19 protein-coding genes are annotated in these 19,976 nt (G+C 59.2%); 12 read left to right on the top strand and 7 right to left on the bottom strand.

Going from position 1 to position 19,976, the window contains the following annotated elements; genetic code table 11:
• Window positions 1-196: 196 nt before the first annotated feature.
• Window positions 197-841, bottom strand: coding sequence for a ribosome biogenesis GTP-binding protein YihA/YsxC (yihA, locus tag D8U69_RS21085; RefSeq protein ID WP_056854211.1), 645 nt, complete (start codon window positions 839-841; stop codon window positions 197-199).
• A gap of 191 nt (window positions 842-1,032) precedes the next feature.
• Here yihA and D8U69_RS21080 point away from each other — a divergent pair, with 191 nt between their 5' ends.
• The 7 genes from D8U69_RS21080 to D8U69_RS21045 all read left to right on the top strand — a co-directional run bounded on the left by D8U69_RS21080 (window position 1,033) and on the right by D8U69_RS21045 (window position 8,334).
• The gene (locus D8U69_RS21080) at window positions 1,033-1,323 is read left to right on the top strand and encodes a c-type cytochrome (RefSeq protein WP_046818664.1); all 291 of its coding nucleotides are present in this window, start codon (window positions 1,033-1,035) and stop codon (window positions 1,321-1,323) included.
• 45 nt (window positions 1,324-1,368) lie between these two features.
• A complete protein-coding gene (locus D8U69_RS21075) occupies window positions 1,369-1,998 on the top strand; it encodes a c-type cytochrome (protein ID WP_056854212.1) in 630 nt (209 codons plus the stop codon).
• A 201-nt stretch (window positions 1,999-2,199) separates the two neighbouring features.
• The gene (dsbA, locus tag D8U69_RS21065) at window positions 2,200-2,841 is read left to right on the top strand and encodes a thiol:disulfide interchange protein DsbA (RefSeq protein ID WP_056854213.1); all 642 of its coding nucleotides are present in this window, start codon (window positions 2,200-2,202) and stop codon (window positions 2,839-2,841) included.
• A gap of 14 nt (window positions 2,842-2,855) precedes the next feature.
• On the top strand, window positions 2,856-3,734 hold the full coding sequence (locus D8U69_RS21060; protein ID WP_056854214.1) for an endonuclease/exonuclease/phosphatase family protein: 879 nt from the start codon (window positions 2,856-2,858) through the stop codon (window positions 3,732-3,734).
• Window positions 3,731-5,767 carry a GGDEF domain-containing protein gene (locus D8U69_RS21055; protein WP_130908056.1) on the top strand — a complete coding sequence of 679 codons (2,037 nt, stop codon included), beginning with the start codon at window positions 3,731-3,733 and terminating at the stop codon, window positions 5,765-5,767. Before D8U69_RS21060 ends, D8U69_RS21055 begins: the two co-directional genes overlap by 4 nt.
• A 97-nt stretch (window positions 5,768-5,864) precedes the next feature.
• Window positions 5,865-6,644: an N-acetylmuramoyl-L-alanine amidase gene (locus tag D8U69_RS21050; protein WP_130908055.1), complete on the top strand. Its 780-nt coding sequence runs from the start codon at window positions 5,865-5,867 to the stop codon at window positions 6,642-6,644.
• 76 nt (window positions 6,645-6,720) lie between these two features.
• A complete protein-coding gene (locus D8U69_RS21045) occupies window positions 6,721-8,334 on the top strand; it encodes an EAL domain-containing protein (protein ID WP_130903774.1) in 1,614 nt (537 codons plus the stop codon).
• Window positions 8,335-8,337: 3 nt separating this feature from the next.
• Here the strand turns inward: D8U69_RS21045 and D8U69_RS21040 are convergent, their stop codons facing one another.
• Both D8U69_RS21040 and algB read right to left on the bottom strand, forming a co-directional pair.
• Window positions 8,338-10,128: a KinB sensor domain-containing domain gene (locus D8U69_RS21040; protein ID WP_130908054.1), complete on the bottom strand. Its 1,791-nt coding sequence runs from the start codon at window positions 10,126-10,128 to the stop codon at window positions 8,338-8,340.
• A 10-nt stretch (window positions 10,129-10,138) separates the two neighbouring features.
• On the bottom strand, window positions 10,139-11,485 hold the full coding sequence (gene algB / locus D8U69_RS21035; protein WP_056854218.1) for a sigma-54-dependent response regulator transcription factor AlgB: 1,347 nt from the start codon (window positions 11,483-11,485) through the stop codon (window positions 10,139-10,141).
• Window positions 11,486-11,866: 381 nt separating this feature from the next.
• Between algB and D8U69_RS21030 the strand changes: the two genes are divergently transcribed.
• The 5 genes from D8U69_RS21030 to D8U69_RS21010 all read left to right on the top strand — a co-directional run bounded on the left by D8U69_RS21030 (window position 11,867) and on the right by D8U69_RS21010 (window position 16,324).
• Window positions 11,867-12,154: a hypothetical protein gene (locus D8U69_RS21030; protein WP_056854219.1), complete on the top strand. Its 288-nt coding sequence runs from the start codon at window positions 11,867-11,869 to the stop codon at window positions 12,152-12,154.
• A gap of 70 nt (window positions 12,155-12,224) precedes the next feature.
• On the top strand, window positions 12,225-12,389 hold the full coding sequence (locus D8U69_RS21025) for a DUF1328 domain-containing protein (protein ID WP_003170804.1): 165 nt from the start codon (window positions 12,225-12,227) through the stop codon (window positions 12,387-12,389).
• A gap of 2 nt (window positions 12,390-12,391) precedes the next feature.
• Window positions 12,392-12,856 carry an inhibitor of vertebrate lysozyme family protein gene (locus tag D8U69_RS21020; RefSeq protein WP_056854220.1) on the top strand — a complete coding sequence of 155 codons (465 nt, stop codon included), beginning with the start codon at window positions 12,392-12,394 and terminating at the stop codon, window positions 12,854-12,856.
• A gap of 708 nt (window positions 12,857-13,564) precedes the next feature.
• The gene (gltP, locus tag D8U69_RS21015) at window positions 13,565-14,896 is read left to right on the top strand and encodes a glutamate/aspartate:proton symporter GltP (protein ID WP_056854221.1); all 1,332 of its coding nucleotides are present in this window, start codon (window positions 13,565-13,567) and stop codon (window positions 14,894-14,896) included.
• Between the two features lie 198 nt (window positions 14,897-15,094).
• A complete protein-coding gene (locus D8U69_RS21010) occupies window positions 15,095-16,324 on the top strand; it encodes a spore maturation protein (RefSeq protein WP_130908053.1) in 1,230 nt (409 codons plus the stop codon).
• Window positions 16,325-16,415: 91 nt separating this feature from the next.
• Here D8U69_RS21010 and D8U69_RS21005 read toward each other — a convergent pair whose 3' ends face one another.
• The 4 genes from D8U69_RS21005 to D8U69_RS20990 are packed head-to-tail and all read right to left on the bottom strand — an operon-like array spanning window position 16,416 to window position 19,927.
• Window positions 16,416-17,042: an ABC-type transport auxiliary lipoprotein family protein gene (locus D8U69_RS21005; protein ID WP_130903769.1), complete on the bottom strand. Its 627-nt coding sequence runs from the start codon at window positions 17,040-17,042 to the stop codon at window positions 16,416-16,418.
• Complete coding sequence (locus D8U69_RS21000; protein WP_056854224.1) at window positions 17,039-17,977, bottom strand: MlaD family protein; 939 nt, start codon at window positions 17,975-17,977, stop codon at window positions 17,039-17,041. The genes D8U69_RS21005 and D8U69_RS21000 overlap by 4 nt, the downstream gene beginning before the upstream one ends.
• A gap of 1 nt (window position 17,978) precedes the next feature.
• On the bottom strand, window positions 17,979-18,782 hold the full coding sequence (locus D8U69_RS20995) for an ATP-binding cassette domain-containing protein (RefSeq protein WP_056854225.1): 804 nt from the start codon (window positions 18,780-18,782) through the stop codon (window positions 17,979-17,981).
• The gene (locus tag D8U69_RS20990; protein WP_056854226.1) at window positions 18,779-19,927 is read right to left on the bottom strand and encodes an ABC transporter permease; all 1,149 of its coding nucleotides are present in this window, start codon (window positions 19,925-19,927) and stop codon (window positions 18,779-18,781) included. The genes D8U69_RS20995 and D8U69_RS20990 overlap by 4 nt, the downstream gene beginning before the upstream one ends.
• Window positions 19,928-19,976 lie beyond the last annotated feature (49 nt).

The following is a 19,976-nucleotide window of genomic DNA, read 5'->3' as shown; positions in this document are numbered from 1 at the left end:
AAATGCCACTCAGAGTTACTGAATGGCTGGTGAAGCCCTTCGATGCTCCTATGTTGTGTTAAGTGTTGGCAGATATCTGGACCCCGCCCTAGCGGTCTAGAACTTGAACCCCGGAACTTCCCCCTCCCCATAGAAGTCCGGGGTTTTTTTTGCCCGTAGAAAACTGCCTGAGCGCGCCACAGGCAGTTTTCGACGCTTACTGGGCCTCGGCCTCGGCACCCTTGTCGGCCAGCTCCATCCAGCCTGCCAATACCGTGTAGGCCTCTTCCAGGCCCAGGCGTTTTGGCGCCGAAAACAGCTGGATAGTCACCAGATCACCCCAGCCCTTGCGGATTTCCGACTGCACTTTCAGCAGTGTGTTCTTGGCGGCGCCGTAGGTCAGCTTGTCGGCTTTGGTCAGCAAAATGTGCATCGGCATGCCAGCGGCTACGGCCCAGTCGAGCATGAGCAGGTCGAAATCGGTCATTGGATGACGGATGTCCATCATCAGAATCAAACCTTTCAAACTCTCGCGACCGCCCAGATAGGCTTCCAGGTGACGCTGCCAATGTTGCTTGAGCGGGATCGGTACTTTTGCATAACCGTAGCCCGGCAGGTCGACCAGACGGCGTTCATCGTCTAGCTTGAAGAAGTTCAACAGCTGTGTGCGCCCCGGAGTTTTCGAGGTACGCGCCAGGCTGGCGTGGGTCAGGGTGTTGAGTGCACTCGACTTGCCGGCGTTGGAACGCCCGGCGAAGGCGACTTCGAAGCCCTCGTCATCCGGACATTGGTCGACTTTGGCGGCGCTGAGCATGAAGGTGGACTGTTGGCACAGACCGAGGATGGGATTCTTGAGTTGCATGGGATTTCCGATGTGGGCGGCGCCAGGAATGGGTGCGGCAAGCAGTGTCGCTTCCGTTTCAGTGACGCCAGTATATAATGCCGCAGATTTTGTGTGCGCTTTGTCCCAACGCAGGATGAAGTTCACGGGAGCGATAGACCTTGATTGCGCATTAGAACGCAGAACGCTCTCAACCCTGAAAAGGTCGTTTTATGACGAAATGGCTGCTAGCTGCCGGTGTCCTGATACCGCTTTACAGCGCTCAGGCTACACAGGATCCGGAAGCTGTGTACAACCGTGTTTGTGGTGCCTGTCATTCCGGCCAACTACCCATGGCGCCCCGCAAGGGCGATCAGGAAGCTTGGACGCCGAGGTTGGCGAAAGGTATGGAGACGCTGGTGCAACACGTGACCCAGGGTTTCAAGGCGATGCCGCCGCGTGGTTTGTGCATGGACTGCAGTGCCGAGGATTACCAAGCCATCATCCAGTGGATGAGCGAGTAAACCCGGTCCATAACTCTTAACCCTTAGCCGTAGTTGGATTAGCTGATGAAGAAATTGATCGTGAGTCTGCTGTTGACCGTGGGCATCTCCGGCATGGCCAATGCTGCAGGTGAGGCAGTACAGCCGGGCGATGCAAAAGCCGGCCAGGCAAAAGCCGCCGTATGCGGGGCCTGCCATGGCCCGGATGGCAACAGCATGGCGCCGAACTTTCCGAAACTGGCGGGCCAGGGTGAGCGCTACCTGACCAAGCAGTTGCACGACATCAAGTCGGGCAAGCGCACTGTTCTGGAAATGACCGGCCTGCTGACCAACATGAGCGATCAGGATCTGGCCGACATGGCCGCCTACTTCGCCAGCCAGAAAGGCAGTGTGGGCGCCGCCGATGAAAAACTGGTCAAGCGCGGTGAGAATCTGTTCCGCGGCGGCGATCTGGCCAAGGGCCTGCCATCCTGCACCGGGTGCCATTCGCCAAATGGCGCAGGCAACGCAGCCGCCGGCTTCCCGCACCTGGGTGGTCAGCACGCTCAATACATCGCCAAGCAATTGACCGATTTCCGCAAGGAAGACGGTGGACGCACCAACGATGGCGACACCAAACCAATGCAAAGCATTGCCAAAAAGCTGAGCGACGAAGACATCGCCGCAGTGTCCAGCTACATTCAGGGCCTGCACTAAGGCCGGCGAATCGAGCGTTGCGCAAGGCGTACGTCTCTTGCAACGTTAACGCTCGATTAATCCGTCGCAGCAAGTATAAAAAGGGTGGCTTTGGCCGCCCTTTTTTGTGGCCGCTGCCGTTACACTACAGAACTCAGGCCCGCCAGGATCTGTCTGAAAAACAGGTCGCGCGAGGCGATAAAATTTGTCCAGGAGTAAAGCATGCGTAATCTGATTATCAGCGCCGTTTTTGCCGCTGCCAGCCTGTTCGGCATGACTGCCCAGGCCGCCGAAGCCCCAGCCGCCCCTTACGTAGAACTGAGCAATCCGGTTCCGGTAGCCGTGCCTGGCAAAATCGAAGTGGTGGAACTGTTCTGGTATGGCTGCCCTCACTGCTATCACTTTGAACCGACCATCAATCCATGGGCTGAAAAACTGCCATCGGACGTGAACTTCAAGCGTATTCCAGCGATGTTCGGCGGTCCTTGGGACGCTCATGGCCAGATGTTCCTGACCCTCGAATCCATGGGTGTCGAGCATAAGGTCCATGCCGCGGTGTTCGACGCAATCCAGAACAAGAAAATGAAGCTGACCGACAAGAATGACATGGCCGACTTCCTGGCTACGCAAGGCGTAGACAAGGAAAAATTCCTGGCCACCTTCGACTCCTTCGCGATCAAGGGTCAGGTTGTTCAAGCCCGTGAATTGGCCAAGAAGTATGAAATCACCGGCGTTCCAACCCTGGTCGTGAACGGCAAGTACCGCTTCGATGTGGGCTCCGCCGGCGGTGCCGAACAAGCGCTGCAACTGGCCGACAAACTGATCGACAAAGAGCGAGCGGCTACCAAGGCTGCCGCCAACTAAGGGCAGTACCCGCCATGCGCCGCTGGGGTACTGAACGCGTCGTTGGCCTGCATGATCCGCGGGTCAACGAACATCATCTGGAATCCACGGGCCTGCCCGCAGACAGTCGTCTGCGCTTGCTCAGTTTCAATATTCAGGTCGGCATCAGTACCGAGCGCTATCGGCATTACCTGACCCGTGGTTGGCAGCATTTGCTGCCCCATACCGGGCGGGCCGATAACCTGCAAAAAATCGGCAATCTGCTGGGCGACTTCGATCTGGTCGCCTTGCAGGAAGCCGACGGTGGCAGCCTGCGCTCAGGCTACGTCAATCAAGTCGAACACCTGGCCCAGCTCGGCGCCTTCCCCTACTGGTATCAACAACTCAATCGCAATCTCGGACGCCTCGGCCAGCACAGCAATGGCGTGCTCAGCCGCCTGCGCCCGTGGGCGATCGAGGATCATCCGCTGCCGGGGCCCAAGGGTCGCGGAGCGATTCTGGTGCGTTTCGGCGAAGGACCGGAAGCGCTGGTGGTGGTCATGATGCACCTGGCATTGGGTGCACGCGCCCGAAGCATGCAACTGGCCTACATCCGCGAATTGATCGGCGGTTACAAACATCAGGTGCTGATGGGTGACATGAACACCCATGCCAGCGACCTGCTGCAACACTCGCCGTTGCGCGACCTTGGCCTGCTCGCCCCTCAACTCGAAGCGACATTCCCCAGCTGGCGTCCGCAGCGCTGCCTGGACCATATTCTGCTGAGCCCGTCCCTGACCCTCGAAAAGGTCGAGGTGCTGGCCCAACCCATTTCCGATCACCTGCCGGTCGCGGTAGAGATTCGTCTGCCGGGTTCGCTCACGGCTGATGCATTGCCCGCGTTGAGTCCTGCCCTTCGCGGAACCCCTGAATGAGCGACGAAACACAGCGCTGGAAAGAGAAGTACCTCAAAAGCATCGAACACCAGGAAAAGCTCGAACGCCGCTGGGACGCCCGGCTCGATTTGTTGCGTCGCGGGCTGGTGCGCAGCACCCTGGCCGCAGAAGGCACCGATCGCGCCGTTGACCAGTGCATGAAGGAAATGCGCGAGGTGGTGCGCACCGACGACATGGACGCCGGTCTGGCCGCCCTGCTCCCGCGCCTGGAAAAAGCCGTACTCGACTCCGAACAGCGCCGGGAAACCCGGGTCAACCAGACCAGCGCCGCGTTGAACGCGCTGGTCACTCAACTGCAAACATTACCGCTGCCTCGAGAAGTCAGTCGCCCGCTCAAGAATTTTGCCAAGCAACTGGACAGCCGGGTCAGTCAGGCTCGCGAAATCCCACTGCTGCTCAGTGAACTGAGCGGTCTGCAAGGCAAGGCCCTGAGTCAGCTGGAAAGCCTGCCAGAACCCGAACGTCCAGGCCTGCTACAGCGGTTGTTCGGTCACCGCGACTCAGATGATCTACAAGTCACGGCCACAGCCGACCCAGCCGCCAGTGCGCCTCTGGCCGTGACCGTGGCGGTACCTGCGGTTGCCACAACGGCTGAAACAACCAGCGAAATCCTGTTCACGGCCGAACCAATGCCTGTGGAACCGCCGGCCAACGCCTCCACAGTCGTCGCCCACCCGCCACGCCCGACCCCTGCAGTGGCGATAGAGCCCGACGTCGCCGCACCGCTCGTTCCATCCTTCAATGAACCGCACGATGCCCCCGAAGCTGATCGCGCCGTGTACGTTGAACAACCCCCTACTGGCATGGTCGAGCCCGCTAGCGGGAATGAGCTGCAAACCAATCCGGACGAACTTACCCCCGCTCCCTTACCCGAGGCGGCGTTGTTGCCTCCAAGCGCGGCAACAGGCGATTCCGGGCAGGTCGGGCACGATATGTTTTACGCGCTGCCGGACTCTCCCGAGCCGTCCTACAGCTCGGTGGCCAAACACATTGAGCAAACCCTGCTCGGCTTGCTTGACGATCTCACGTTACCTGAACGCCATCGGCCTCAAGCAGAGTCGATGCGTGATCGCTTGAAAAATGGTCTGAACTGGTACGAATTGCTGCCGATCCTCGACGATCTGGCAACCTTGATGCTAGCGATTTCGGACAGCGGCCAGCATGAATTCGAAGCCTATCTGCAACGCCTCAACGAGCGTCTCGAGTCGTTCCAGAGCAACCTGCAAGCTGCCAGCGCCGATCACGCCGACAGCCGCACGGCCGCGCATGCGCTGGACACGCAAATTCGCGAACAGGTCGGCGGCCTGCAAACCAGCATGCACGAAGCTGCAGACCTGGAAGGTCTGAAGCACGTTCTGGAAAACCATCTCGAAGGCTTGCTCGGCACCATGGACGAGCATCGCAAGCAACGCGACGAACGCGAGCAGGAAGTGGCCGCTCGCCTGCAAAGCCTGGCCGAACGGGTGGCACATATGGAGCAGGAAGCTTCAGGTTTTCGCGAACACCTCGAAGAGCAGCGCCAGAAAGCCTTGATCGACCCGCTCACCGGCCTGCCCAACCGCGCCGCCTGGAGCGAACGCCTGGATCACGAGATCGGCCAATGGCAGCAACATGGCAATACGCTGATGCTGGCGATGCTCGACCTCGATCATTTCAAACGCATCAACGATAACTACGGTCACCTGGCGGGGGACAAAGTGCTGAAAATCATCGCCACGGTGCTGCGCAAGCGACTGCGCGGGACAGACTTCATTGCCCGCTTTGGCGGAGAAGAGTTTGTTCTGTTATTACCGTCGACAGTCCCGGCGGCCGGCCTGAAACTGCTGGAACACCTGCGAGCATCGATCGAGGCTTGCCCGTTCCACTTCAAGGGCGAGCGGGTCACGATCACGATTTCCATGGGGCTTGCCGCCTTCAAGCCCGGCGAACACAGCGATCTGGTGCTCAAAAGAGCCGATCAGGCGTTGTATCGGGCAAAAAATGCCGGACGCAACCGGGTGGAGCTGGGCTGAAGACCAATTGTTCCATTTTGTTTAAATGATCGCGATTGCCCGCGGCATGCAAGGCAGTACGTTACACTGTTGCATTACTGTCTTGCGTGCTTTCGCCATGAAATATCTTGCCCTTATCGTATCGCTCGTTGTGCTGGCTGGCTGCGCCAGTGGCCCCCGCTACGACACCCGTTATCCATCTGCCAACCACGACAGTCGCATTCAGTTTGTGGTGCTGCACTACACCTCCACATCAATGGAGCGATCGGTGCAATTACTGACCCACGGCGAAGTCAGCGCCCACTACCTGATCGGCGACGACAAAAACGCGACCATTTATAAACTGATGGATGAAAACCTGCGGGCCTGGCATGCCGGGGAAAGCCAATGGCAAGGCCGCACCTGGATGAACTCCAGTTCCCTTGGTATCGAAATCGTCAACCCGGGTTTCAAGGACACTCCGACCGGACGCCTCTGGTATCCCTACACAGAAGCGCAGGTCCAGTCGTTGATTGTCTTGCTCAAAGACATCAGCCAGCGCTACAAAATCAGCCCTCGCAGCATTGTCGGCCATAGCGATATCGCGCCGTTGCGTAAACTCGATCCCGGCCCGCTATTCCCCTGGAAACGCCTCGCCGCCGAAGGCATTGGCATTTGGCCAAACGAACAGGCGGTCGCCCGGCAGCAAATGCAATTCGAGACGCAGCTACCGAGCATCTCCTGGTATCAGGCGCAGCTGGCACGCGCGGGGTACGAAACACCACAGACTGGCGAACTGGACGTCGCCACACGGCATGTCATTGCAGCCTTTCAAATGCATTTCCGCCCGTCCCGTTTCGATGGCACGCCGGACGCACAAACTGCTGCGCTGTTACAGGTATTGAATCAGACAAAATAATGACGGCCGCCCGACGGTCAGCGCGTTTTTTTCATCAGCAGCTATAACTCATTGGTAATTCTTCGGATATTCCACAATGCCTGCTGCTCGAGAGACATTTCGTAGTTGGTTCTATCGCCCGTGGTTTCTGGCGATGCTGGCTGCTGTCCTGAGCGCAACGATGATGATGGCGGGCAGTTACTTCATCGCCATCCACCAGCTCGAGCAAGAAGAAAGCCGGGAAATGAACGCCCAGGGCGAACGTTTTCTCGCTCGCCTGGAACAATTGTTTGGGCAACTACGCGAAAGCCTCGACGACCTGGAAGCCCAACCGCTGCGAAGTTGCGATGACGAAATGATCGCGACGTTGCAGCAAGTGAGCTTCAACTATCGGTTCGTATACGAAGCGGCCTATATGGACGCCTCGCGTATCTGCTCCAACCGCCCCCGCCAGGAAGGTTTGTCGCTGGTGCGGGCACCGGACATCAAAGGACCGACCTACAGCTACTGGCTCAACACCACCACCGAACCCGATGAAAACCGCGCCGCGCTGATGCTCGGCCGCGGCAACTTCCGTGTGGCCACTTCTCGCGGCCATTTGACCGACATGGTCGACCTGTCACCGGGCAGCAGCCTGTTGGTGATCCTTGACCACGGCACGCGGGCGATACCAGTGCTCGGTGTGTCCCAGGTGTGGCCACCGACGGTATCCTGGCCACCAAAGACCCGCGATGCCTTGCTCGTCACGCACACCCGCCTGATTTACCGAATGCCCACCGACAACCCGGAATACCAATTGGTCCTGATCAGCCCGCGCACCGGCACGCACATTCCGCCCGTATGGTGGTGGCTGCTCCCTGTGTGTCTGTTGCTGTCAGCCTGCGTGGGTTTCCTGGTGTTCCTGCTGGTGCGCCAACGCCAATCGCTGGATGCTGAGTTGACCGGGGCCATACGCCGGGGCGAATTGCAGGTGTTGTATCAACCGATCTTCGATCTCGACAGCCGCAACTGCGTTGGCGCCGAAGCCTTGCTGCGCTGGCGACGACCCGATGGCACGCTGACCAGCCCCGACCTGTTCATCCCGATGGCAGAGAACACCGGGCAGATCCGCCAGATGACCGACTTCGTCCTGCAACGCCTGCTTGAACAACTTGGGCAACTGCTTCGGGCCAATCCGCAGCTGTACATCTCCGTCAACCTGGCGGCGTGCGATGTGATGGTTCCGCGCATCGGCCAGGTGATGGCGCGCCTGCTGACGTTGCATCGAGTGGCAGCCAAGCAGATTGCCTTTGAAGTGACCGAACGGGGTTTGATCGATGTGGTGGTCGCCCGGGAGAACCTGCAAGCCTTGCGCGATGTCGGGCATCAAGTGCTGATCGATGATTTCGGCACCGGCTATTGCAGCCTGGCTTACTTGCAAACCCTGCCGGTGGATTGCCTGAAGATCGACAAGGCTTTCATCGATGCGCTGGGCCATGACGCCGCAAGCAGTGGCGTAGCCCCGCACATCATCCACATGGCGCAATCACTGCACCTGAAGGTGATTGCCGAAGGCATTGAGCATGAAGCCCAGGCAGCGTTACTGAGCAGTGAAGGTGTGAAGTTCGGCCAAGGCTGGTTGTTCGCCCACGCGCTGAGCGCCGTGCAGTTCATCGAACTGATTACCCGCGGGCGCCGGCTGACCAACCGGCGCCTGGATGACGAGGCCTGAAGCCTACACCGACAGTGCCATGTAGAACTGGGTGCCCTGCCCCGGCCGCGAATAAACGCCCATCCGTCCGCCGTGCAATTGCACAATTTCCTTGCACAACGCCAGGCCGAGCCCGGCTCCGCCTTTTTTGCGGCCCACCTGGACGAAAGGCTCGAAGATCCGCCCCTGTTGCCCATAGGCAATGCCTTCGCCGTTGTCCTCGACACTGATGATCACCCGATCGCCATGGCGCCGCGCCTGCAAGCGGATCAGCCCGCCGGCAGCGGTATGGCGCAGCGCGTTGTCGATCAGATTATCGAGCACCCGGTCCAACTGTGGTTGATCGGCCTGCAAGCGTGGCAACGGCCCCTGCACCTCAATCAACAGCTCAATGCCCTTCTCTTCGGCACCTCTGGCAAAGCGAAGCTGCGCCTGCTCCAACAGATCCTCGATGGAGCAAGGCGCCAGCACCAGCTTCTGCAGACCGTTCTGGTAACGGGAGAAGTTCAGCAGGTCGTTGATCAGCTGCATCAGGCGCTGCATTTCTTCGTTCACCGTGTCCAGCAGATCGGCTTCACGGGAATCCTGCGGGAAGTGCGCGCGTTCGCGAAACAGGCCGAACGCCATGTGCATGCCGGTGACCGGTGTGCGCAATTCATGGGAGGCGCGCAGCACGAATTCGCTGCGCACCCGTTCGAAGGCACGCTGCTCGGTAACGTCATGCAACACCATGACCGCGCCGAGAATATGGCCCTGGGTATGGCTAACTGGCGTGAGGCTGTAGGTCAGCAGCCGCGTCTCGCCATCGACCTCCATGCTCAGATCTTCGGGCGCCCGCTCCAGCGTGCCGCCACGCAGAACCAATTGCAGCTGCTCATCAAGCTCAGGACGCTCCAGCGCTGTGCCCAGGCCTTGCCCGAGTCGATCACTGTCCCAGCCCAACTGACGCTGAGCCACCGGGTTGAGATGCTCCAGATGGCCCTGACGATCGATCATCAGCAAACCATCGTCGATGCTGTCGAGCACCGCCTGCAAACGTTGCTGACCGGCCAGCAGCTCATCGACGTTGGTCGCCTGATGCTCGCGCAGTGCCTCGGCCATGATGCCGAAGCGCCGGGTCAGCTGATTGAGCTCGACGGCGGAATAAACCGGCAGCAAGACATCGAAATTCCCCTGCCCGATGTTATCCGCCGCTTGTGCCAGCGCCTCGATGGGTTCGCCAAAACGCCGGGCGATGGCGTGAGCGGTCACGAAGCCGATGATCAACACCGCCAACCCGACCAACCCCAGCAGGCCGGCGACCAACAGCGCCCGCTCGCGAGCCTTGCGCTCGGTCGCGCCGATGTTATCCAGGGCGCGCTTGTGTTCAATGATCAAACCATTGCGCAGCGCGTTGAATCTTTCCGTGAGTTCATCGTTGCCGGACAGCACATGAGTATGATCGGGCGAAACTTCATAGGCCCGAATAAAGCTGAGGTAATCCGCCTTGGCCTTTTTGAATCCGTACTCGTTTCCTTCGGACTGCGCTTCCTGGGCGATTCCCTGGTCCAGCAATTCGAAATAACGCCGTTTGGAGGCTTCGAAGGCTTGGGAATCAGGGCGCTCGCTGAGCATGATGATCAACTGATCGCCCAGCGTCTGGCGCAATTTAAGGCCAATATCCAGGGTGACGAAGTTGTTGCGTACCAGTGCTTCCTGGCTTCCGGCCATCTGCATCACGCTGACCAGCCCGAGCAAAAGCCCGAGCAGCGCGACGGTTATCAGCGCGGAAATGCTTAAAAACAGGCGAGTCCGCAACTTCATCGCCAGCTTCATCGGAGGCGACTCACAAGTTGTACTGTTTGCGTTTGCGATAAAGGGTCGATGCGTCGATTCCCAAGGTTTTGGCAGCTTGATCCAGTGTACCGGCGGTGGCGAGAACCGCGCCGATGTGGGCTTTTTCCAGTTCGTCCAGACTCAGCGCGGCACCAATGCGCGGGGCGTTGTTGACCGGTGTTTCCGCCATCCCCAGGTGAGTGATCTCGACACGCTCCTGCGGGCAGATAATGCTCGCCCGCTCTACCACGTTGCGCAACTCGCGGATGTTGCCCGGCCAGCGGTAACCGAGCATTGCCTCAATGGCTTCATCACTGAACCCCCGCGCCGGACGCGCGTACTCTTTGACGAACCGGGCCAGAAAGCGATCGGCCAGGTTGATGATGTCTTCCCTGCGCTCGCGTAGCGGCGGCAAGTGCAGGGTGATGACGTTCAGGCGATAGAGCAGGTCTTCGCGAAAACGCCCATCACGGACCATGTCTTCGAGATTCTGGTTTGTGGCGGCGAGGATGCGAACGTCGGCGCGGCGCGTGACCGGGTCACCGACTCGTTCGTATTCCTTGTCCTGGATGAAACGCAGCAGCTTTGGCTGCAGAACCAAGGGAAAATCGCCGATCTCGTCGAGAAACAGCGTCCCGCCATCGGCTTGGTTGACACGGCCCAACGTGCTTTCACTGGCACCGGTAAACGCACCACGGCTGTGACCGAACAGTTCGCTTTCCATCAGTTCGGCCGTCAGCGACGGGCAGTTGATGGTGATGCACGACTTCTTGGAGCGTTTGCTCCAGCCGTGAATGGCTTGGGACAGTTCACCCTTACCCGTACCGGACTCGCCAAGAATGAGGATATTGGCATCGGTATTGGCGACCTGCCGTGCGGTTTCGAGCACCACTTTCATCGCCGGGCTATGAGAGTCCAGACCGTCCTTTGGTTTGCGTACCTCGCCTTCCAGTGCTTCCAAGCGCGCCGACAATTGCCGTACTTCCAATTGCTTGGCGGTAGCCAGACGTAATTGATCGGGGCTGCACGGCTTGACCAGATAATCCGCGGCGCCCGCCTGGATTGCATCCACCGCCGTGTCCACGGCCGAGTGTGCGGTAACGATCACTACCCGCATCCAGGGCGCCTGGATGCGCATCTGGGCCAGCACATCCAGGCCATTGTCTTCGCCCAAACGCAAATCGAGGAAGCACAGGTCGAACACCTGACGCTGCAACAGCGCTTCGGCCTGGGCAGCGCTGTTGGCCGTTGCCACGCTGTAGCCTTCGTCTTCAAGGCAATATCGAAAGGTACGCAGGATGGCGGACTCATCATCCACCAGAAGAATACGGCCTTGATGCTCGGTGGCTGATTCCATTTTCCTACGCTCCTTAATGAATGATCTTAGGTTAGTCCCGGAAAAATCGGGCAAGTTGCATGGTTTATTCTGATCTATTAACGCCGTCTCAGGGTAGCTATCTGCAAACACCATGAGTTGCGTCTTTTTCTGACAGTCACGTCCTTCTCTCAATTCAAAATGATTGCGATGCCGTATGGCAAATCGTGCATTACGCACGGACGGGCAACGCAGCATCGTGCAGGATGCCGCCGAACAGACTTTTTAATCATCACTAACATATTGATTTATAACGTATTTTTTCGATGAAAAAAGCTGGCATGACGACTGCAATGATCTGAGCAATGCAGGGCAACAACAAACGCCCTCAACCAGATCACCCCACGCGGGAGGAGCTTCAGAATGAATCGTCAACGTGCCGCCCAATTACGTCTCTCGCCACTGCACATCCAGCAAGGCTTGTTTTGCGTTTTTGCGCTGCTGGTCACTCTGATTGCCGGTCAACAATTTTTGCGCTGGGAGCAGGATCAGCAGCAAGCAGCGCCACGCGTGTCGTTTCAACAACCGATCCAAACCCACTTCAGCGCGGCCGGCAGCGGCATGAATGACACCGCCGCCATGCGCATGATGGACGTCGACCAGGCACAACCTGTGAACGAGATGCCTCGTCAAGAGCGCTGGGTTTTCTGATTACACAAACTTGGCGCGTTCGATGCGCCGGGACAAGCACCTCTAAAATAGAAGCGTAAGGAGAATCACCATGTTGAGCTGGGCAATCACATTCTTGATCATTGCCATTGTCGCTGCCGTACTGGGCTTCGGTGGTATCGCGGGCACCGCCACGGGTATCGCCAAGATTCTCTTTGTCGTGTTCCTGGTGATGTTCATTGCTTCCTTCTTCTTTGGCCGTCGCGGCCGAGGTTGAACATGAGCGTTTCGTTGAAGACACTGGCAGCCGCCCTGCTACTGGGCGGTAGTGCCATGGCGATTGCTGCCAATGACGGGCAGATGCGGGTCAACGAGTTGCTGAAGACCGACCCGCAGTACCAGGAAACCTGGCAAGGCGTCGTCAAGAAAGAGGAACGCCTGCCGGAATGGGTCATGAACCTGTCCGGCGATGCCGAACAAATGAATGCCGTTGAAGAAGATGGCGAGCAGTATCTGGTGGGGCCGCTGTGCGAATCCAAGGCGACATGCCCTGACAAACGCTTGATTGTCGCCGTCAGCTTCGACAAAAAAGATGCCTACGCCATGCTGGTCGAGGTGCCTGCGGGATTACCTGCCGACAAGTCGCCGACCCGACATGCCAGCTACCGATTTATCGGTAAGCCGGACCAGGGCATGCAGGACTTGTTGATGGAGCAACTCAAGAAAGATCCTAACTGGTACTAGGTTTCAGACACGTGAGAGAAGCCTCGCTTTTCTCCACCTGCGCCACCTGAGGAAGGCTGGCGCATGACCAAGGGGTCGGGACGTTCTGCCTGCTTCAGGGGCGGAGTGACCTACGGGTACAGGGAGTACCTGCGCAAGGGCCGGGTCAGGAAAAGCTGCGACGCAAGTTCGCCGGTCGATCAAGGCTCGACGGACTTGCGGAGAGCTTGCTCAATCAAGTGACAGCGTACTTCCCGTTTATCCCCGCACCTTTTAAAAGCCCCTGCCTCAGTCTCTGCAAAATTCCCTGCCGTCATAACCCCCACTGCGACCGTATATCGAGAAATATTGCCTGCGTCCGCGCGCAATTCCATGGGCGGATTGGTCGGTTTTATCGGTAATTCGCCGTCGAATTCACTGGTCAAAAAACAATCAATTAGCGCTGTGATGACCGGTTCACGGCACTTATGACTGCCGAAATGTCACATTCGAACCGATTGCGACGTCGCTTTCAGCTAAAAAACCTCATGCCGATTCGGCATAGGGTAGGCGTTTACGGCATTAGACGTCGCTTCCTTGCATCGGAATAGTTGCGCCTTTTTTCGCCTGCCAGAGAGCCACTAACAAGCGCTCCGGGGCTCCTTATACGGGGGCATTTGCGTGACTTTTTCGCCACAAGCGAACCCGCTCACGCGATTGCCCGAGTCAAACTGAAGTAAGGGTAAAGATATGAAGAAGGCAAAGCTTAGCCTCGCCTGGCAGATCCTCATCGGTCTGGTGTTGGGGATTGCAATCGGTGCGCTGCTCAACCATTTCAGTGCCGAGAAAGCCTGGTGGATCAGCAACGTCCTGCAACCGGCAGGCGATATCTTTATCCGTCTGATCAAAATGATCGTGATCCCGATCGTGATTTCCTCGCTGATCGTTGGTATTGCTGGCGTGGGTGATGCAAAGAAGCTCGGCAGCATCGGCCTGAAAACCATCATCTACTTTGAAGTCGTCACCACCATTGCCATCGTCGTTGGCCTGTTGCTGGCCAACCTGTTCCATCCGGGTGCCGGCATCGACATGAGCACCCTGGGTACTGTGGACATCTCCAAGTACCAGGCGACCGCGGCCGAGGTGCAGCATGAACACGCGTTCATCGAAACCATCCTCAACCTGATTCCGTCGAACATCTTCGCGGCCATGGCCCGTGGCGAGATGCTGCCGATCATCTTCTTCTCGGTGTTGTTCGGTCTCGGTCTGTCGAGCCTCAAACCCGAATTGCGCGACCCGCTGGTAACGATGTTCCAGGGCGTGTCGGAAAGCATGTTCAAGGTCACTCACATGATCATGAACTACGCCCCGATCGGCGTTTTCGCACTGATCGCGGTCACCGTTGCCAACTTCGGCTTCGCGTCCCTGCTGCCGCTGGCCAAACTGGTGATCCTGGTTTACGTCGCCATCGCCTTCTTCGCCTTCGTGGTACTGGGCCTGATCGCCCGCCTGTTCGGCTTCTCGGTGATCAAGCTGATGCGCATCTTCAAGGATGAGCTGGTGCTGGCCTACTCCACCGCCTCCTCCGAAACCGTGCTGCCGCGCGTGATCGAGAAGATGGAAGCCTACGGCGCGCCGAAAGCCATCTGCAGCTTCGTGGTGCCGACCGGTTACTCATTCAACCTCGACGGTTCGACTCTGTATCAGAGCATCGCGGCGATCTTCATCGCTCAGTTGTACGGCATCGACCTGTCGATCAGCCAGCAACTGCTGCTGGTCCTGACCCTGATGGTCACCTCCAAAGGCATCGCCGGCGTACCGGGCGTCTCCTTCGTGGTGCTGCTGGCTACCCTGGGCAGCGTCGGCATTCCGCTGGAAGGCCTGGCCTTCATCGCCGGTGTCGACCGCATCATGGACATGGCGCGTACCGCACTGAACGTGATCGGCAACGCCCTGGCCGTGCTGGTTATTTCCCGCTGGGAAGGCATGTACGACGATGCCAAGGGCCAGCGCTACTGGAACTCCCTGCCGCACTGGCGCAGCAAAGAGAAGCTGCCGGCCGGCGAAGTTTCCAGCAACTGACACGCGCCCTGTAGGAGCATGGCTTGCCCGCGATGAATGAAAGCGCGGTGCATCTGATACACCGAGGCGTCCCGATCGCGGGCAAGCCTTGCTCCTACACAAGTCAATGACAGCACCAGACAAACCCCGGAGAAATCCGGGGTTTGTCGTTTCCGGCCACCCCGCTATCATTCGCGCATCTTTTGGGGGATTTGACTGATGCTCAATGGCCTGTGGCTTGGCTTTTTCATCGTGGCCGCGATTTCGGCGCTGGCGCAGTGGCTGATCGGCGGCAATGCCGGGATCTTCGCGGCGATGGTGGAAAGCATTTTCGCCATGGCCAAATTGTCGGTCGAAGTGATGGTATTGCTGTTCGGCACCCTCACCCTCTGGCTGGGTTTCCTGCGGATTGCCGAAAAAGCCGGGATTGTCGAGTGGCTGGCCAAAGCCCTCGGCCCGCTGTTTCTGCGCTTGATGCCGGAAGTCCCGCCGGGCCACCCCGCCATCGGCCTCATTACCCTGAACTTCGCCGCCAACGGCCTTGGCCTGGACAACGCCGCCACGCCCATCGGCCTCAAAGCGATGAAAGCCCTGCAGGAACTCAACCCCAGTGACACCATCGCCAGTAATGCTCAAATCCTGTTTCTGGTGCTCAATGCTTCTTCCCTGACCCTGCTGCCGGTGACGATCTTCATGTACCGCGCCCAGCAAGGCGCGCCTGATCCGACGCTGGTGTTCCTGCCGATCCTGCTGGCCACCAGTTGCTCGACCATCGTGGGTTTCCTCGCGGTGGCCTTCATGCAACGCCTGCGTGTCTGGGACCCGGTCGTGCTCGCGTATCTGATCCCGGGCGCTTTGGTCCTTGGCGGGTTCATGGCGTTGCTGGGAACCATGTCGGCAACCGCGCTGGCCGGCTTGTCGTCGATCCTCGGCAATCTGACGCTATTCGGCTTGATCATGCTGTTCTTGATCATCGGTGCGCTGCGTAAAGTCAAAGTCTATGAAGCGTTCGTCGAAGGCGCCAAGGAAGGCTTCGATGTGGCGAAGAACCTGCTGCCGTATCTGGTGGCGATGCTCTGCGCGGTGGGTGTGCTGCGAGCGTCCGGGGCTTTGGATTTTGGCCTGGACGGCATTCGTCACCTGGTGGAGTGGGCCGGCTGGGACACGCGTTTCGTCGATGCACTGCCCACTGCCATGGTCAAACCGTTCTCAGGCAGCGCCGCCCGGGCGATGCTGATCGAAACCATGAAGACCTCCGGCGTCGACAGCTTCCCGGCACTGGTGGCGGCGACGATTCAGGGCAGTACCGAAACCACGTTCTATGTGCTGGCGGTGTATTTCGGGGCAGTGGGTATCCAACGAGCTCGGCATGCGGTGGGCTGTGCGTTGTTGGCGGAGCTGGCCGGCGTGCTGGGTGCCATCGGGGTTTGCTACTGGTTCTTTGGGTAAATCCAACATTTATCGCTGGCAAGCCAGCTCCCACAAGGACCGCGCAGTTTCTGTGGGAGCTGGCTTGCCAGCGATAAGGCCCGCAGAACCTTCAAGGTCTCGCGGGAAGCACAATTTTCTGGCCTTGTTCAACCGCCCAATTCACCACCTGCGCCGTCAATTGATCGCTGGCCTGGCCGAACCCGGCCACCACCGCCGGCACTTTTACATCATTGAGCGGCTGACGAACCTCAAAGCGGCGGCTGGCGAGGATGTGCTGGTCGTAGCTGCGCACCAGCAATGCATCCACGCGTACCACCACGCTGGCGTTCGTGCCCTGGTATTCGGTCTGGAAAGCTTGCAGGACACCGCCCAGCTCCAGATCCGTCTGGAAAATGCTGTCATCGGTGCTCAACAGCGAGACCCGACCATCGCGCTGGAAACCATCGAGCAGGCGATTGCGCACGAGCACCGGTGCCGGGTCGCTCCAGCGCGAGCCTTTGTAGCTGCTGATCACATCGCCCTGAGGAATGACCGCTATGTTCGGACTGTTCAACGCTTCGCTGGCCTGCAGTTTGGTCAGGCGCAACGACCAGCGTTGCGCCGCACCATGACTGTTCGCCGGAATGCTCTGAGCTGAAGGCAAACGATAGACATCGAACGGCTCGGGCTTGGGCAGGATCGAGCAGGAGCTGACCAGCATGAAACCGGCGAGGAGGGCGATGAGGGTCAGCTTCATGGAGTGAATTCCTTGTTCTTGTCACTGCCCAGCAGGTAACCGCTGGGGTTGGCCTCGAGGCGTTGAGAGATGGCGCGCAGCGCGGTGAGGGTTTCGCGCAGCTCACGCACCGCCGGAGCCAGACCATTGAGGCCCTGCATGCCGTTGTTGATCGAGTCCTGATTGCTGCTCAGCAATGTGTTGATCGTCGCACTGCTCTGTTCCAGCGACTTCATCGCTTGCTCGGCGCTGCCGAACATCTGCTTGCCCTGATCGTTGAGCAGTCCATTGGCGTTGCGCATCAGCGCTGAGGTTTGCTCCATCATGCTGCTGGCCTGCTTGCCCACCGAGGACAGTTGCTGCATGGCCTGGCGAATATCGCCACGCTGGTCGGCAATGACCCCGGTGGTTTGCTCCAGATGTTCAAGGGTCTTGCTGATGCGCTCGATGTTTTCCGTGGAAAACATCAGGTTGGCGTTGTGCATCAGCATGTTCACGCCGGCCATCAGGTCGTTGCTGTCGTTGAGCAGACGGGCGATAGGCGAGGGCGATGCTACGATTGTCGGCAGGTTGCCGTCCTTGCCCTTTAGCGTCGGGCTCTGTGGCGTACCGCCGCTGAGCTGGATGATCGATGTCCCGGTGACCCCGGTCAGCGCCAGTTTGGCCTGGGTGTCTTCCTTGACCGGCGTGTCGCCGCCCAGGCGGATCCGCGCCAGCACCCGGCGCGGGTCTTGCGGGTCCAGGCGCAGCGATATCACATCGCCGACCTTGATACCGCTGTACTGCACCGAACTGCCTTTGGACAAGCCGCTGACCGCCTCGTTGAACACGACTTCGTAGTCCTTGAACGCGGTATCGACACTGGACTTGGCCAGAAACAAACCAAAGAGCAGGGCGCCTGCCACCACAATCACAGTGAACAGGCCGATCAATACATGATGAGCTCGGGTTTCCATGTCAGACCTCGTTGAGCTGTTGAGCGGCCGTCAGTGCCGCGCGGCCGCGAGGGCCATGGAAGTATTCGTGAATCCACGCGTCGTCGGTTTCCGATACCTTGTCGATGGCATCCGCCACCAACACTTTCTTCTGCGCCAGCACCGCCACGCGGTCGGTGATGGTGTAGAGCGTGTCGAGATCGTGAGTCACCAGAAACACGCTCAGGCCCAAGGCATCGCGCAAGGTCAGGATCAGCTGATCGAACGCCGCCGCGCCAATTGGATCGAGGCCGGCGGTGGGTTCGTCGAGAAACAGGATGTCCGGGTCCAGCGCCAAGGCTCGCGCGAGCGCCGCACGCTTGATCATGCCGCCGGACAAGGAGGCGGGGTACTTATCCGCCGCTGACAGTGGCAACCCGGCCAGGGCCAGTTTCACCGCGGCCAGATGTTCGGCATCGTCGCGGCTCAGGCCGGCGTGTTCGATCAGGGGCAGCGCGACGTTTTCGGTCACGGTCAGGGAAGAGAACAGGGCGCCTTTCTGAAACAGCACGCCAAAACGCCGCTCAATCAGCGAGCGTTCGTGTTCCGGCAACGTCGGCAGGTTTTGCCCGAACACTTTGACCACGCCTTCGCTGGGCTGACGCAAGCCGACAATGCTGCGCAGCAACACTGACTTGCCGCTGCCGGAACCACCGACGACGGCGAGGATTTCGCCCTTGTACAAATCCAGATCGAGGTTTTCATGCACGCTCTGGCGGCCGAAGCGATTGCACAGCCCACGGACTTCAATCACCGCCTCGGCGGGCGCTCGAGGTAAACGACTCACCAGCTCATCTCCATGAAAAACAGCGCGGCCACGGCGTCGAGCACGATCACCACGAAAATCGATTGCACCACGCTGGACGTGGTATGCGCGCCGACGGACTCAGCGCTGCCGCTGACCTTGAAGCCTTCCAGGCAGCCGATAGCGGCAATCAGGAACGCGAAAACCGGCGCTTTGACCATCCCCACCAGAAAGTGCTGAACACCGATGTCCGATTGCAGTAGCGAAAGGAACATTGCCGGCGAGATATCCAGCGACACCGCACACACCACGCCGCCACCGACAATCCCCGAAACCATCGCCAGAAAGGTCAGCATTGGCAACGAGACCAGCAGGGCGAGCACACGCGGCACCACCAGTAATTCCATCGGATCGAGACCGAGGGTGCGAATGGCGTCGATTTCCTCGTTGGCCTTCATCGAACCGATCTGCGCAGTGAACGCACTGGCCGTGCGCCCGGCCATGAGAATCGCAGTCAGCAGCACGCCGAATTCCCGCAGGAAGGCGAATGCCACCAGGTCCACCGTGAAGACGCTGGCACCGAACGTGGTCAGCACGGTCGCCCCGAGAAACGCAACGACGGCGCCCACCAGAAACGTCAGCAAGGCAACGATGGGCGCGGCATCGAGACCGGTTTGCTCGATGTGCGCGACCATTGGCGTGATGCGCCAGCGTTTGGGGCGGAACAGGCCACGGACGAGGGTTTCCAGAATCAGCCCGACGAAACCCAGCAGTTGCAGGGTGTCCTGCCAGACTGCGTCCACCGCGCGGCCAATGCGGGTCAACAGTTGAATGCCGACGCTGATTTCCGGCTCCTTGACCGGCACACAGAAATCGGTCAGCGACTGGTAGACGGTTTGCAGCAACGCACGGTCGGCAGAGGAGAGGGTGCAATCAGGGTGTTCGGCGGATCGCCCCAGACGCTCGGAGCCCAGCAGTTCCACCAGCAATGAAGCGCCGGCGGTATCCAGGGCGCCGAGACCGTTGAGGTCGATGTGGGTGCTGGCATCGTATTGGCCTTCAAGCTTTTCGCTCAGGCGCTTGAGGTCGGCGTAATGGGCAAGCGTCCAGTCCCCGGTCACCCGGATCCGGGCGGGGGCGAGCGAGGTGTCCAGATGGGCATTGCCGGCCAATGTGCTGCTGGTCATAAGCTCCGTGCTTTTTCGGCTATTTACGCTGACTTACGTAATACCACGA

The organism is Pseudomonas sp. Sample_16 (assembly GCF_004307665.1).
Taxonomy (GTDB): domain Bacteria; phylum Pseudomonadota; class Gammaproteobacteria; order Pseudomonadales; family Pseudomonadaceae; genus Aquipseudomonas.
Note: the sequence above shows the minus strand (reverse complement) of the source record. Positions and strands in the feature narration are given on the sequence as shown.

Bases quoted from the DNA above. Each gene is read 5' to 3' on its own strand.
- D8U69_RS21045 (WP_130903774.1), top strand. From the start codon at position 6,721: ATGCCTGCTGCTCGAGAGACATTTCGTAGTTGGTTCTATCGCCCGTGG.
- D8U69_RS21030 (WP_056854219.1), top strand. From the start codon at position 11,867: ATGAATCGTCAACGTGCCGCCCAATTACGTCTCTCGCCACTGCACATC.
- D8U69_RS21050 (WP_130908055.1), top strand. From the start codon at position 5,865: ATGAAATATCTTGCCCTTATCGTATCGCTCGTTGTGCTGGCTGGCTGC.
- dsbA (WP_056854213.1), top strand. From the start codon at position 2,200: ATGCGTAATCTGATTATCAGCGCCGTTTTTGCCGCTGCCAGCCTGTTC.
- D8U69_RS21060 (WP_056854214.1), top strand. From the start codon at position 2,856: ATGCGCCGCTGGGGTACTGAACGCGTCGTTGGCCTGCATGATCCGCGG.
- gltP (WP_056854221.1), top strand. From the start codon at position 13,565: ATGAAGAAGGCAAAGCTTAGCCTCGCCTGGCAGATCCTCATCGGTCTG.
- D8U69_RS20990 (WP_056854226.1), bottom strand. From the start codon at position 19,927: ATGACCAGCAGCACATTGGCCGGCAATGCCCATCTGGACACCTCGCTC.
- D8U69_RS21025 (WP_003170804.1), top strand. From the start codon at position 12,225: ATGTTGAGCTGGGCAATCACATTCTTGATCATTGCCATTGTCGCTGCC.
- D8U69_RS21000 (WP_056854224.1), bottom strand. From the start codon at position 17,977: ATGGAAACCCGAGCTCATCATGTATTGATCGGCCTGTTCACTGTGATT.
- D8U69_RS21010 (WP_130908053.1), top strand. From the start codon at position 15,095: ATGCTCAATGGCCTGTGGCTTGGCTTTTTCATCGTGGCCGCGATTTCG.
- D8U69_RS21055 (WP_130908056.1), top strand. From the start codon at position 3,731: ATGAGCGACGAAACACAGCGCTGGAAAGAGAAGTACCTCAAAAGCATC.
- D8U69_RS21005 (WP_130903769.1), bottom strand. From the start codon at position 17,042: ATGAAGCTGACCCTCATCGCCCTCCTCGCCGGTTTCATGCTGGTCAGC.
- algB (WP_056854218.1), bottom strand. From the start codon at position 11,485: ATGGAATCAGCCACCGAGCATCAAGGCCGTATTCTTCTGGTGGATGAT.
- D8U69_RS21020 (WP_056854220.1), top strand. From the start codon at position 12,392: ATGAGCGTTTCGTTGAAGACACTGGCAGCCGCCCTGCTACTGGGCGGT.
- yihA (WP_056854211.1), bottom strand. From the start codon at position 841: ATGCAACTCAAGAATCCCATCCTCGGTCTGTGCCAACAGTCCACCTTC.
- D8U69_RS21080 (WP_046818664.1), top strand. From the start codon at position 1,033: ATGACGAAATGGCTGCTAGCTGCCGGTGTCCTGATACCGCTTTACAGC.
- D8U69_RS21075 (WP_056854212.1), top strand. From the start codon at position 1,369: ATGAAGAAATTGATCGTGAGTCTGCTGTTGACCGTGGGCATCTCCGGC.
- D8U69_RS21040 (WP_130908054.1), bottom strand. From the start codon at position 10,128: ATGAAGCTGGCGATGAAGTTGCGGACTCGCCTGTTTTTAAGCATTTCC.